Source organism: Undibacterium sp. Di24W (assembly GCF_049340325.1).
Taxonomy (GTDB): Bacteria; Pseudomonadota; Gammaproteobacteria; order Burkholderiales; family Burkholderiaceae_D; genus Undibacterium.
Genome location: NZ_JBMPOP010000005.1, coordinates 450609 through 465851 on the forward strand (window position 1 = coordinate 450609; position 15243 = coordinate 465851).

The window sequence follows — 15243 nt, forward strand, 5'->3', positions numbered from 1 at the left end:
CACTCAATTGCGACAAAATGTCGGCATAATGATCAAATCAAAAAACAAAAAGCGGATAAATTTCATCCGCTTTTTGTTTACTTGTTGGTCCCGTAATTACTTGAATAGTAATAACCTGACGACTACCAAACCCGAATGCGTTTCTCTGGTTCTACATACATCTTATCGCCCGCTTTAACATCAAAGGCTTGATAAAACTCGGGCATGTTCGTCAGCGGACCGTTCGCACGGAACATGCCTGGTGCATGTGAATCAGTGGCCAGCAATCGGATTGTTTCAGCATCACGAGCCTTGCCACGCCATACTTGCGCCCAACCCATGAACACGCGTTGATTGCCGCTAAAGCCGTCGATTGCGGTTGCTTTCTTGCCATTCAGTGACAATTGGTAAGCTTTGTAGGCAATAGAAAGACCCGCATTGTCACCAATGTTTTCACCCAAGGTCAGTTTGCCATTCACCTTATAACCTTCGATAGGACTGTAGCTTCCGTATTGTGCGACCAAAGCATCCGTTACTTTGCCAAAGTTCGCTTTATCTTCTGCGGTCCACCAATCACGTAGATTACCATCGCCATCAGATTGGCTGCCCGAGTCATCGAAACCGTGGCCAATTTCATGTCCAATCACCGCGCCGATACCGCCGTAATTGACCGCATCATCCGCGTCTGGATTGAAGAACGGTGGCATCAAAATCGCTGCTGGGAAGACGATTTCATTTTGACGTGAGTTGTAATAGGCATTAACCGTTTGCGGGCTCATACCCCATTCACTACGATCGACTGGCTTTCCGAGTTTATCGACTTGGCGTTGGTAAGCAAAAGCACGGCCAGCTTTGATATTGGCGACCAAGTCGCCTTTGACGATAGTCAACTTGCTGTAATCACGCCATTTGTCTGGGTAGCCGATTTTTGGCGTGAATTTTGATAATTTGGTGAGCGCTTCTTTCTTGGTTGCTTCGCCCATCCACGGTAAAGTTTCTATGCTTTGTTTGTAGGCCAACAAGAGGTTGTTAACCAAGATTTGCATGCGCACTTTGTTTTCTGCTGGGAAGTGCTTCTCCACGTACAATTGGCCTAAAGCTTCAGACAAACTTTCTTCCACTCGACCTACACCACGCTTCCAACGCGGTTGATTTTCTGGAATGCCGCGCAGTGTCACGTTTGAGAATGAGAAATCTTGATCAACGAAACGCTTACTCAGATACGGGGCATAGGCATTCAATACGCGCCAGTTGAAATAGGCTTGCCAGGTTTCGAGTGAAGTATCTTGAATGACTTTATTTAAGCCAGTTAAGTAGCTCGGTTGACGAACGATGACTGAGTCGGTCTTGCCACCGGTACCCATTTCGGCGAAGTATTTATTCCAATCAAATCCTTGCAACAAGTCGCCGAGTTTAGCAACTTCAACTTTGTTATAAGTTTTAACTGGATTGCGATTTTCTACATTGCTCCATTGAATTTTGGCAATTTCAGTTTCGAGCGCCATGATCGAATCTGCGGCTTGCTGTGCATTCCTAACACCAGCCATCGACAACATTTTTTCTACATGTGTCAGATAGGCTGCGCGTATCGCTTTGAATTTGGTGTCTTCGAGTTTTAAGTAGTAATCGCGATCAGGCAAACTTAAGCCACCTTGACCAACTGAGACGGTATACTTTGAAGAATCTTTCGCATCTTGTGTCACACCCGAACCGATCGGCGTGCCAACGCTGATACGCGCCAGATAGGCGAGCATGGCTGGTAATTCTGTCTTATCTTTGAGCTGCTGAATCCGGGCAAAATCGGCTTGTAGCGGCTTGATATCGAGTGTTTCTAAATGCGCTTCATCCATGAAACTATTGTACAGATCCGCAATTTTTTGCTGGTTAGTACCCGCTTTTAGTTCAGTTTGAGTTGCTAGGTTTTGAATAATTGCAGCGGATTGTTTTGCTGATAATTCAGCCAATTGATCGAATGCACCGTAGCGACCACGATCTGCAGGTATTTCCACTGTGTCTAACCATTTGCCAGACATAAAACGAAAGAAGTCGTCTTGTGGACGAACGCTTTTATCTATCCATTGCAGATCAATCCCTGACTGCAATTTTTTTGATGGTGCTTTGATTTTACTTTGTTTGTTGAGTATAGGCGCTTTGCTCGCTGGCATTGCGCTTTGTGCTAAAACTTGAACACTGAATGAGGTGGCAAAGAGGCCAGAAATAATAGGAAAAAGCAGACGTTGACGCATAGTAGTTCCTCTAAAAATTTTGTTATTGACTATGAAGAAAGAGTCTTTGGTCAGACCACATAAAAGCTGGAGAGTTCCCCTATCTTTATACACTCTTAAAGCATAGTCGAAGGGCAAATGGTCAAAAAAAAGCCCTAGGTTTCCCTAGGGCTTTAAAAGAACTTAAAACTTAAACGACTGTTTTAATCTTCAAATTACGAAGTGCTAAATTAGAACTTCAAGTTGCCAACAACGTAGAACTGACGACCCAGTGGATCTGTGTAACGACCGTCGTAACCCAATTGATTACCACCACCTTCAATACGTTGAGAGAATGGAGGATCTTGGTTCAGCAAGTTCTTGATACCGCCAGTGATCGTCAGATTTTTGCTGAAGTTCACTTTAGATTGCAGATCCAATGTGTAGTAAGCCTTTACATTGCGCGTTACGCCTGTGTAATCGCCAGGTGTGCCGTCAGCATTCAAGAAGCGAATTGCGCCGTCATCTTCAGTAATCACAGAATCCTTGTAGCCAGAATGATAGCCAATAGTCGCGCTATGTGTGTAGCGGTCAGAAGGTTTCCAAATAGCTGATAAACGTGAGATTACACGGAAAGTAACGTCGTTGTACTTGTTGAATTTACCAACACCTTTTTCGATTTCATCACCTTTAACACCTGAATCAAGGTCTGCTTTCAACATGTAAGTACCAGTCCAGTTAAAGGACAGCTTACCGTATCCAGCTGGGATAGGCATACGGTAGGTATGATCCCAATCCACACCTTGGAACTGAGCTTTCGCCAGGTTAAATGGTGTTAATGTCGCAGCGATGACGTTTTGTTTTTGAATTGGATCAAAGTAAGCAGAGAACAATGCTGCGTACTTCACTGGATTCAAGAAAACTTCGCTTTGCGATAAGGTTTTGATCTGGTCTTTTAACTGCACATTCCATAAATCGAAGCCCATAGACAAGCTAGGCAAAGGTTCTACACGGAAACCAACAGTCCATTGCGTAGATTTTTCTGGTTTCAATGCAGTTGAGCCAGTGCTGGAGTTACCACCAGATAACAGGTTGTATTCCGCAGTGCCAGTACACAGAGGGAGTAATGGACCAGAAGTCGCTGGACATGGGAAGAAGTTGGATGAGCCACCGTTAGATATAGGCTGAGTAATCGCACCCATCGTCGGTGCTTTGAAGCCCGTACCATAAGACGCACGCACCAAGACCGAATCGGTTGGGCGGAAAGCAGCTGCTAACTTGTAGGTCGCAGAGCTTTGTTTAGTACCTTGAGTTGCAGGCTTCAACAAGTTACCTTGATCATCAAAGTTCTTCTCATTTTTTACCGCGTCATAGCTGTCATAACGCGCAGCAGCAGTTAAGTCGAAATTCTTTGCAATTGGCATAAACATTTCGCCGAAACCACCCCAGCTATTACGTGAGCTGTCGACTGGCAACGCACCAGCGCCGCCACCAACGTTCGTATCTGTCCAGTTTGGTTGTTGCTTATTTGGACCTTGCGCGATCGCGCTTGGATTGTCCACATAAGTTTGTTTCATTGCATCAATACCCAAGCCCAAGCTTGCGCCGCCGCCGGCCATTTTGAACAGTTCAGTAGAGCCGCGCAGATTAACAACATTAATTTGTGAAGTAGACGTGTCTAAGACTTGTTTCAATACAGCTGGTGCCAATGCTGCTTTTGTTGCAGCAGTTGGTGGCAAGAAAGGATTCCATGCACCAGATTTGATCAAGGCATCTAGTTTTTCACCACTTGTGTAGCCAGCTACAGCATTATCAATCGCTTTATTTTCGGAGAAAATATATGAGGCCGTGTAGTCCCAGTTTTTGAACGTGCCTTCGAAACCTGTCGCTAAATGCTTTGATTCTGTTTTCCATCCGTCAGTACGACCGCCAGCATCAACCAAACGCAAAGTCATTGTTGCTTTAGTGATTTTAGTTGGGTCACCGTACAGTTTTGCATAGGCTGGAGCAATTGTGTTTTTCCACAAGGCGCTTGTCAGGTCTATACCCAAAGGCTGTGCTGGAGGAGCATAGCGCGCTGTGCTTGTGAATTTCGTCATCATGCCTTCAGCGAAGAATTTCAGATCATCGTTGATATTGACATTTACGTTTGCTAAGAAGCTGTCACGCTTTAATTCAGGCAATAATTGTACTGTTGCACCGTAGTTGAATAAGCAACGACGACCAACCAAGAATGTATTTGTTGCTGGACAATTACCATTTACTGCTAAGTATGGATTAAAGTTGGAAACTGTACCGCCAGTCAAATTAACGTTACCTGGGATAGAGTTACTACTCAACATATACATCGTGTAGTTTTTGCCATTCTCTTTGAATGGAGTTACACCACCTTTTGCAGCGAAATCGCGGTCAGAGGCATTCAACTCAGCTTGTTCATCGTGGCTGTAAGCTAATAATACGTTATAGCCGTCAGTATTCAGGTCACCAAAACCTTTAGACAATGCGAAGTTAGTTGTCTTGCCTTTTGAGGATTCTTGCGGAGTGCTGTAAGTGAATTCGACGTTGAAATCTTTTTGATTTTTCTTCAAGACGAAGTTAACTACACCTGCAATAGCATCAGAACCGTAAAGTGCAGATGCACCATCGGTCAAAATTTCAACTCGCTCAACAGCAGACAAAGGAATGTTCGCCAAGTTGACAGTAGAGCCTGTAGTAAATGGTGCCAAGCGGCGACCATTCAATAACACCAGCGTGTAGCCGTCACCGATACCGTGGATGGATGCAGTTTGTGTACCGCCGCCGCCGCCGTTAATGGAAGTAGATGATGTCACGAAACCTTGCATAGATGGCAAAGATGCGATTAAGTCTGCGGCCGTGGTTGCACCAGATTGTTCGATCTGTGCTTTGGACAGAGTTTGAATTGGCAATGCACCTTCAACGGCGATACGCTTAATGGACGAACCAGTAATTTCGATACGTTGTGTTGTTGCATCTTGCGCGAAAGCAGGTTGCGCGAGCATGCCTGCACCCACTACGACGCCACTTGCAAACATCAGGCGTACAGAGCGGGATAAGATTTTTTCTACCATGTTGACTTCCTCCAGTGATTGAACAACAAAATGCTCTTAAAAAAATATCTTGTAGTATTTCTTAAAAACTTATTAGGAAATGAATTTCTTACCGGGAATTACTAATCTGCATAGAGTTTCTTTTGATTTTCATTGTGCTATGACAAGACCCATTAAAAACTTGAATTATCAAATTGTATGCACGAGCTTAATCAAAAAAAGTTATCTATTTAACCCTGAAAAAACATTCATTTGGAATGAGACCATCTGCGATGGTTGAGTGTCAAGCCAGCAAAATTGGTGCAAGTTTGAAAAACAACAGTTACTGGGAAGAACCAAATTAATACCAGTTTTGTTTTAGTTAAGTATTTCAGGTGTTGTTATATTTGCCCAATGAAGCTTCATTGCTAGGCATATTTTTTATTTGATCGATGAACTCATAGTCGAAATTTTATTCAATTAAATGTTAAATTTTCCGACGTAAATTTAACGAAAAATAACTGCCATGATAAAAGCAGCATTTCCATTTCAAAAAAACAGTAAAGTTTCACAGGCGAAATTTATTAATTTTTTAATCGCTTTCAAAAAAAATATATTTATTCAACTCAGCGGCTGCATCATTTTTACAACAGTTTTGCTTTGAACGAAGGTTTAGGTGATCGGCGGCTGCTTCTGTGAAGGTAGTTACTGTGCGGTGCAGCAAATCATTAAAATGAAGGTATTAGATGTATTTTCTAAGGTTTCTTAGTTGATTTTAACGTAAGTATTTGGCACTGCTTTTAGTGCGTAAGTGGCTCTGTTAACTTAAGACTGAAGAGTGTGCGTGGGCGAGATACTTAGATCTAGATATATTAGGCTGCCAAACTAATGAGGGATTTGTTTGTGGTAATAATGACTGGCGGCAACATATTGCTTGCCACCAGCGTATTTTTAAATAAATTTTGTAAAAATTATAGCTCGGTACGTATCGAAAATAACTCAGGGAAAAGTACGACATCGAGCATCTTGCGCAAATAGCTGACACCCGCTGTGCCACCAGTTCCGGTTTTAAATCCAATGATGCGTTCAACTGTTGTCACATGGCGGAAGCGCCAGATGCGGAAAGCGGTTTCCATATCGACTAATTTTTCCGCGAGCTCATAGAACATCCAATGCTGTTCGGGTGCTTGATAGACTTTTTGCCATGCCAATTTGACCGAGTCATTTTCGACCACTGGTAAGGTCCAATCTTGTTGCAGTCGCGTGGCATCAATCGCAAAACCGTTACGCGCCATGAACATGACCGTTTCGTCGTAGATAGACGGTGATTGTAAAGCTGCTTCTAAACTGGAATGGGCTTCAGGTGCGTTCTCATGTACTTGCAACAGAGTCGCATTCTTATTGCCGAGTAGGTATTCCAGTTCACGGTATTGATGCGATTGAAATCCAGAAGAATTACCGAGATAGGGTCTGATGGCAGTGTATTCACTCGGCGTCATGGTCGCTAATACATCCCAGGCATGAACCAGCTGATCCATGATGCGTGCTACGCGCGACAACATTTTAAATGCCGGCGGCAAATCACCCTGACGAATCTGGACACGCACTGCATGCAGTTCATGCAGCATCAATTTGATCCAAAGTTCGCTGGTTTGGTGTTGAATGATGAATAGCATTTCATTGTGATTGGGCGAGCGGGGATGTTGTGCGCTAAGTATTTGATCCAAGCCTAAATAGTCGCCGTAGCTCATATCTTTGCTGAAATCGAGTTTGGCACCATGCCAGGACATAGGGCATTTGCCTTCTGAGTTTTGATTTTGATCGTTCATGATGGTCGTCAGTAAAATGTTAAGCCGGATGGGATGCTTGCTTCAGGTGACAGCGTTTCTTTGAATATCTGCACGATAATCGCGCCGATCAAGGATGTCGCGCAGATGTTCTGCTGCATCCCACACATCAGTAAAACTGGTGTACAAAGGGGTAAAACCAAAACGCATAATGCCGGGCTCGCGGTAATCACCAACCACACCGCGTTCGATCAAAGCTTGAATGAGGGCGTAAGCATGTTCGTGCTGAAAGCTGATGTGGCTACCACGTTGCTCGTGCTGGCGTGGTGTCACCAAAGTCAGTGGATGGTTGGCGCAGCGGCTTTCTACTAATTGGATAAACAGATCGGTCAACGCTAGGGACTTTTGGCGTATTGTCGCCATGGTGGTTTGTTTAAAAATGTCGAGTCCACATTCAATCATCGCCAAAGACACGATAGGCTGCGTGCCACACAGCGCTCGGCGTATGCCGGGTGTTGCATTGAAAGTTGGCTGCATTGCGAACGGCGCGGCATGACCCCACCAGCCAGTTAGCGGATGTTGAAAGGCGGCTTGATGTCGTTGTGGTACCCAAATGAAGGCTGGGGCTCCGGGGCCACCGTTCAGATACTTGTAACAACAACCGACCGCAAAGTCAGCATTGGCCTGCTGTAAGTTGATTTCAACAGCACCGGCAGAATGAGCTAGGTCCCATAGACATAGCGCGCCATGTTCATGCGCTAATCGGGTAACGCCCGCCATATCGTATAAATAGCCGGTACGATAATTCACATGAGTCAGCATGACTAACGCGGTTTCGTGATTGATTGCGCTTGTTAAGTCGTCTGGTGAGTCGATCAAATGCAAACGATAACCACGATCGAGCCAGCGCGTTAAGCCTTCTGCCATATAGATATCAGTAGGAAAATTGCTGCGCTCAGTAATGATAACTTTGCGTACCGCCGCATCGCTCGTTTGTGCTTGTAGATGTAAGGCAGCGGCGATTGCTTTAAACAGATTAATTGAGGTGGTATCGGTAATCACCACTTCTTCTGCGCTAGCACCAATCAATGGCGCCAGCAAATTTCCTAGCCTTGAGGGAAGGTCAAACCAACCGGCTTTGTTCCAGCTTTTAATCAGATCCATGCCCCATTCTTCTTGTATCACTTCGGTAGCGCGGGTCAGTGCCGCTTTTGGTTGCGCGCCAAGTGAGTTACCGTCGAGATAAATCATGCCCGCGGGAAGTTGGAATTGTTGACGCAAAAGGGAGAGTGGATCTTGTTGATCCCGTTGTAGACAATCTTCTCTGAGGCTATTTTCTAATTTCATATTGTTCATAAATTATCCTAGTTTCAATCCTTAGAAGAATCCGATGGCATGCTTGGTGAATCGACGACGCTAATACTCTGGATTCGCTGTTGCCCATATTTCATAAATAGCATCTACCGATAGTTTGGAATGGAGATATTTTATGCGAAATTTACTGATGTTTTCTTGCAAATTGTCGCGTATTTTTTTGTGAAACTAGAATAATATGTAAGCTTGAAGATTAAAAGTGATGGAAAAATTCACATGCAACTCGATCCCACCGATTTGAAGATTTTACTGCTATTACAGGCGGAAGGGCGCATCAGTAATCAAGATCTCGCAGAGAAAGTTTTTCTCTCGCCTTCTTCTTGTCTGCGCCGTGTGCGCTTGTTGGAAGATAGTGGCGTGATTAGCCATTATCGCGCAGTGCTAGATACCAATGTTCTAGGCTTGGAAGTGGATGCCTTTGTTCAAGTGACCATGCGTCGCGATGTAGAGCATTGGCATGAGAATTTTTCTGCGGCTTTGCAAAGTTGGCCTGAGGTAGTCGGTTCTTACATTATTACCGGCGATGCGAATTATCTATTGCGAGTGCGCGCCCGCAATTTGAAACACTATTCTTCGTTTGTTTTAGAGCGATTGTATAAAGCTGCGGGTGTTCTGGATATACGTTCGAATATCGTATTGCAGACATTGAAAGAATGCACTGAGCTGGCGCCAGAATTGTTAAGTGAATAATCTGGCGCCAGTTTTGATACGACTTACGTTTTACTTGCTACCGGTAGAACGAATTTCCCATTTGCTGGGTCGCTGCGACTAGGGCGTCCTGTTTCCAAGTGACCTGCGAAGCGACGCAGATAGTTTTTGTCGCCGGATAAGCGCACTTGCAGGTCATACCAACCAAAACTATTTTCTAAATTCAGATACAAAGTTTGACTACTTAGCGGAGCGAGTTGCACCTTCTGCTCAGGTGCACCATAAAACGTATCTGACACAAGCAGGGTTTGCATTTGCGAACCGGAATTTGACAGTGTCAGTTTGAGTACAGGACTTTGATCTGCAACGCGTGAATGACTTTCTAGGCTTAGTATTTGTGCCTCAATTTGATGCTGTTGTTGTCCTTGAAATTCACGCATAAAACCGTTTGGGCCGAACACGCGCAATGCGTAGCGTCGACTAGCAAAATCATCGAGCGGCCAAGTCTCAGTGAAATTCTTTTGACCGCCTATCGTGTAGTACCACGGGCCAGCATTATGTCCAGTAGGATAGGCCGTAAAGACAGCGCCCGACGATCCGCTATTACCAAATTGGATTGAGAAACTGTCCGTTTCTTTTTGAAATAGGCCATTAACTTCCAGTGCATAGTTCAGCGCCCGAGCTGGCCGAGTATTAGGAAACGCTGCGTCAGATCCATCACGCTCTTGCTGCGGCAAGTTGCTAGGATTAAGCGGCAAATCGCTTTTCACAGAGCTGCAACTACGTTGAGCATTCTCTATGTACTGTTGATGCGGGGTGTTAAATAATTGTTCAGGACGTAAATTGTCTTGCCGCTGAAAATCAAACATGGAAGTCAAGTCACCACAAATACTGCGTCGCCATGCTGAAATATTCGGCTCCATGACGCCGAAACGCTGCTCTAGGAAACGTAAAACCGAGGTGTGATCAAATACTTCCGAGCACACATAACCGCCGCGACTCCAAGGTGATATCGCCATAAACGGTAAGCGTGCACCCAGGCCGAATGCTTCACCTACACTGATTTCGCCTTCGGTTGATACTGTGCTGTAGCCTTGATTGCGCGAGCTTGGCGCTACCGGTGGCGGCATATGATCAAAGAATCCGCCTTCTTCGTCATAACACAAGATCAGTACCGTTTGCGACCAGACTTTAGGGTCTTCGGTCAGCACATCGAGTATGCGCGAAGTTAAAGACTCACCGTAGCCAGGTGGATTTTTTTCTGGATGTTCACAGAACTTGGTGGGCGCTACGATCCAAGACACTGCAGGTAAATTGCCGGAGCGCACATCATGCGCAAAATAATCGACCAGCGCCTGAGCGTCGGGTGAATTTGTATTTACTGGTAAACCTTTAGCGTCTAACTGTGAAGTCTCGCCCGCATAAGCTCGACCGCGTTGATACATGTCTTTCTGTCTTGCATCATCCAGGTTCAAATTACGGAATTGCGGAAAATAGGCGAGTGAATTGTCGCCGTAATTATCGTATTCCTGATATACCTTCCAACTGATTTGATGTTGACTTAGACGTTCTGCATACGAGGTCCAGAGATAAGGCGATTTCCAATCCTTTTTGTCGCGCGACATGCAAGAGGTTTCATTGCCGTCATCAACATTCGATAAAGTATGGCGGCCATCGCGTCCAACCGAAACGCCGTTGGTTCCAGAAAACAAAAACATGCGATTCGGATCTGTCGGGCCAAATACTGACGCGTAGTAAGCATCGCCGACGGTGAAAGCGTCCGCCAATGCATAATAAAATGGTAGTTCTTTCCGGCTCAAATAGCCCATGGACATACTACCTTTTTCGTTCACCCAAACATCGTAGTGTGCCCACATTTTTTGACTGTATTTCCAATTGTGAGGCAGATCTTTAGGCAGACATTGACTGCGGTCAAAGCTCAGATCATTGTCACCGGCACTTAAGGGAAAAGGCAGTTGAAAGTGGCCATACTCCCCTGCTTGCTGCCAAACTGGTTTGCCTTGTCGCGTGAAGGTGGGACGCGGATCACCGAAACCGCGTACACCTTTGAGGCAACCAAAGTAGTGATCGAAAGATCGATTTTCCTGCATAAAGATGACGACATGCTTGACGTCTTGAATACTTTTGCTCGGACTGTTTGGTGCGATGGAAAGTGCTTTGGCAATGCTGGTGGGTAAGGCAACGATACCAGTCGATGCGACGCTGGTTTGTGCTACCCATTTTAGGAAATTTCTTCTGGTTTTTTTATCGTTATTCGTATCCATATAACTCGCGATTTTTCTGCATAAATAATGAAGTGATGTCTTGGTTGAGTTTTGCTAACGCTACATAAACTTGCGATGTCTTGTTGCAATTGTTAAACGATTAGTTGAATCTGCTAGACATCATGATAGTGGCTAACCGAGAAAGGTTTGAGCATAACTTAACGGAAGTTTGTGACACAGGTATTAAGATTAAAGCTCGCCTTTAGTTTTATTTGATGCAAGCGCACTTTCTTGATATCTAACAAGGGTTAGGTAAGACTTGTTTACGGTTCCATCTGACGAGACAGCAAGCAGTTTTGTGGTGAATTCGCAACCATGCAAGACATCATATTCATTCTTGATTACGAATTTTTCAGTGATTTCATCATAAAAAACTAAATGAGTATGTTGATTGAGTTGGCAATGATGTGAGCTATCTATGAAGATGTCTATCTATACGTTGGCGACGATTTTATTTGCAAATTTTTTGTTTGAAGATAGCCATAGGAACTTCATTTAGTAAAACTGAACGAGAAGTTAAATTTATGTCGTTGGCGTCAACAGTCATACCTGACTAGACTTTTTTATGCCAACGCCGTCTTGCTACTGATCTGATACCGATCCCTGCAATTTCATAAGAATTGTTTCCGCACGATTGTTGCTGGTAAATAAGAAATCAAAACTTCACTCTGGCATAAAGCCTATAACGAGCCTAAAGAACGCCTGACTTCTTGGCATGTCTTGTGCCATTCAATCGATGCAATATTTATGAAAATTTAATTAAAACGATCATGCTTAAACATACCAAACTCATCCCACATTCTGTCATGGCACAAGCTATTGCTTTGGCATTTGGCACAGCCTTATTGACTTTCGGTGTTTCCAGTAACAGTTTGGCGCAGTCCAACGCTACAGGTACTATTTTTGGACAGGTAACTGCGCAAGCCGGTGTTACTGTAGTCCTCGAAAATGCAGCTACCGGCGTAAGTCGCGTGGTAACACCTGATGCCAAAGGTAAGTATCAAGCGACTTCAATGCCGCCAGGACGCTATCAAGTAAAGCTGATGCGAGATGGAAAAGTCGAGAAAATTTTGGATGTGGAATCGCTGATAGGTCAGGGTGTTGAAGCTTCCTTTAACGCTGATATTCAGACGGTTACAGTGCAAGCGAAAGTGAATCGCATAGATGTGTCTAACACCAATAACGGCACGGTGTTTACCTCTAAAGAATTGGTCAAATTGCCGATGTCGCAGAACGTACAGGCGATTGTCGCTTTAGCGCCAGGCACCGTAAAAAACGTTTCAGGTTACTACGGCAATGTCTCAAGTTTTGGCGGTGCGAGCGTCTCTGAAAATGCTTACTATATTAACGGTTTCCCTGTAACCAACATTTTGACGCAAGTCGGTGCATCAGAATTGCCATTCGGTGCGATCGCCAATGCTCAGGTCTTATCGGGTGGTTATAGCTCAGAGTTTGGTCGCGCGACGGGTGGCGTGGTGAATATCACGACCAAGAGCGGTACCAATAATTGGGAGGTGGGTGCGCGTCTATCGATGGCACCATCGAGTTTGAGTGCGCGTCAGTTAAATACGTATTTTCCCAATACCGGCGACAATCCTAAGACGGATGGAAAGTTGCAGTTTTACGCGCGTGATAACGCTTCCACCAGTAAAACTTTGGGCATTTATGCTGGCGGGCCGTTGATTAAAAATAAGTTGTTTATTTTCACCGCGCTTGAACAAACACGTTCAAATAGTGAATCGGTAGGCGCTAGTTCCGATACCAACTACAATGCCAGTGGCTGGTCGGTTAACAAGGGCGAAGTCGGGCGTTACCTAGCCAAGCTTGATTACAATTTAACTGATGATCACCATTTTGAATATACCTATATTCTGGATCAATCAAAAAATACTTCGTCCAGCTATGGCTTTAATTACGCTACATTGACGCACGACGATGTGAAACGAAATGGCACTACAGTATGGAATGCTGGCAATACTCGCGGCGGTAGTGGCGGTAGTAGTCCAGGTAGTACGGATCATATTTTTAAATATACGGGTTATCTGACTGACGATCTGACAGTGACTGCCTTGTACGGCAAATCGAATACCACGCCACGCGTAATTCCTTACGGTTATAACCCAGCAATCAGTTCCGTGGGCAGCTCGGTGACTTCGCGTGCGCCAGGCCTAACTTATCCATCGAGTAATCCGCAACCATTTGGCGACCAAGTGCGTTCTGATGCGCGCGATGAGCAGCAAACTTTGCGTTTAGATATTGAGTATAAATTGGGTAATCATGCTCTGCGCGGTGGTATCGATTACAACAAGGCGGCGTCATGGGTCGGTGCGACACGTCCGGGTGGTAAGAGCTATAGCTATCAGTATCATAATAATCCGACGACATGGATGCCGGGTGGCGCCAACCTGACATTGGCGCAAGGTGGTGGATTTGGCACGCAAGGCTTCTATGTCTCTGAAAGCACTTACTTTAAATCGGGTGCACCTACGACCAATCAATCGGCTCAGTACATACAAGACCGCTATCAAGTCACGGACAATGTTCTGTTAGATTTGGGTTTGCGTAACGAGCAGTTTCATAACTATAACAATAAGCACGAATTAGTCATTTCGCAGACACGCCAAATTGCGCCGCGTTTAGGGGTGACTTGGGACGTGAATCGTGATGGAAGTTTCAAAGCATTCGCGAATGCTGGGCGCTACTTTATGCCAGTACCTACGAATTTGGTCGGCAATATGGGTTCTGAGTTGAAGACGACGACACGCTATTACACTTACACAGGTGTTGATGCGGTAACCGGTTTGCCACAAGGTATGAAACCTATCAGTGATGTGATTGTGAATATCAATACCTCACCCGATGCACGCTCGGTGGCGGCAGAAAATATCAAGCCTTTCTATCAAGATGAAATGTCGATAGGCTTTGAAAAAGCGATCTCTGCGAAACTGAATTTCGGCTTGATGGGAACTTATCGCACTTTGCGTACCAGCTATGATGATACTTGCGACCCACGTCCGATTTTTGCTTGGGGTAAGCGTAACGGTTATCCTAACTTAGAAGCGGATACAGGCGGTACAGACAATAGCTTGTATCCATCCTGGTGTATGGTGATTAATACGGGCGAAGCCAATACAGTCTGGTTTGATCCACATGGCTCTGGTAGCGGCAGTACCTTGGTAAAAGCGAACTTGACTGCCGAAGATATTGGTCTGCCAAAAGTTAAACGTACCTATACTGCTTTGAATTTCTTCCTCGAGCATCCTTTCCGTGATGGCTGGTACGGTAAGATCAATTACACGTGGTCACGTAGCATGGGTAATACTGAAGGTCAGACCGATTCAGGTGTGGCGGGTGGTGACGTTGGTTTGAGCGCCGGTTCGGATTACAAAGAATTAGCGTACAACGCCTATGGTCCTTTATCCGGTGATCGTACTCATGTCATCAAGGCGTATGGCTTTTATCAATTCGCACCAGAATGGATGATCGGCGCCAATCTACAAGTAGCTTCTGGCCGCCCACGTAATTGCTTAGGACAATTGCCAGAATCAGCCGGGCAAGATGTCGGGCATTATGCGGGTAATTATTTCTTCTTCTGCGATGCGGATGGTGGCAAACCATCGCCACGTGGTAGTCGCGGTCGTTTGCCATGGACATCGCAATTGGATATGAATCTTTCTTACCAGCCGCAGGCAATCAAAGGCTTAAATTTGAAAGTGGATGTATTCAATGTATTCGATAGCCGTACTTTTAATTCTGAAAACAGCGGATCGAATAGTGGTAGCGGTAATATCAGCCCAACTTACCTGCAGGGCGGAAGTCGTATCGTGCCACGTTCTGCGCGTTTAACTGCTGAATACAATTACAAATTCTAATCTCGATTCGGGGGGAATTGTGTCGTCTGTTAATCCTTATCCACTAT

At 45.0% G+C, this 15243-nt stretch carries 7 protein-coding genes; 2 read left to right on the top strand and 5 right to left on the bottom strand.

All coding sequences use genetic code 11. The features are described from left to right. Window positions 1–122: 122 nt before the first annotated feature. From ACO0KZ_RS13475 to kynU, 4 genes are all read right to left on the bottom strand, one after another. Window positions 123–2225 carry a M13 family metallopeptidase gene (locus ACO0KZ_RS13475; protein WP_422995994.1) on the bottom strand — a complete coding sequence of 701 codons (2103 nt, stop codon included), beginning with the start codon at window positions 2223–2225 and terminating at the stop codon, window positions 123–125. A 209-nt stretch (window positions 2226–2434) separates the two neighbouring features. Next, on the bottom strand, window positions 2435–5272 hold the full coding sequence (locus ACO0KZ_RS13480) for a TonB-dependent receptor plug domain-containing protein (RefSeq protein ID WP_422995996.1): 2838 nt from the start codon (window positions 5270–5272) through the stop codon (window positions 2435–2437). A 929-nt stretch (window positions 5273–6201) separates the two neighbouring features. Continuing rightward, the gene (kynA, locus tag ACO0KZ_RS13485) at window positions 6202–7059 is read right to left on the bottom strand and encodes a tryptophan 2,3-dioxygenase (RefSeq protein WP_422995999.1); all 858 of its coding nucleotides are present in this window, start codon (window positions 7057–7059) and stop codon (window positions 6202–6204) included. Window positions 7060–7101: 42 nt separating this feature from the next. Then, complete coding sequence (gene kynU / locus ACO0KZ_RS13490; RefSeq protein ID WP_422996001.1) at window positions 7102–8373, bottom strand: kynureninase; 1272 nt, start codon at window positions 8371–8373, stop codon at window positions 7102–7104. A gap of 234 nt (window positions 8374–8607) precedes the next feature. Here kynU and ACO0KZ_RS13495 point away from each other — a divergent pair, with 234 nt between their 5' ends. After that, window positions 8608–9081, top strand: a complete 474-nt coding sequence (locus tag ACO0KZ_RS13495; RefSeq protein ID WP_422996003.1) for an Lrp/AsnC family transcriptional regulator — start codon at window positions 8608–8610, stop codon at window positions 9079–9081. Between the two features lie 23 nt (window positions 9082–9104). Here ACO0KZ_RS13495 and ACO0KZ_RS13500 read toward each other — a convergent pair whose 3' ends face one another. Then, complete coding sequence (locus ACO0KZ_RS13500) at window positions 9105–11324, bottom strand: phosphocholine-specific phospholipase C (protein ID WP_422996005.1); 2220 nt, start codon at window positions 11322–11324, stop codon at window positions 9105–9107. Window positions 11325–12094: 770 nt separating this feature from the next. Between ACO0KZ_RS13500 and ACO0KZ_RS13505 the strand changes: the two genes are divergently transcribed. After that, a complete protein-coding gene (locus ACO0KZ_RS13505) occupies window positions 12095–15196 on the top strand; it encodes a TonB-dependent receptor (RefSeq protein WP_422996007.1) in 3102 nt (1033 codons plus the stop codon). Window positions 15197–15243 lie beyond the last annotated feature (47 nt).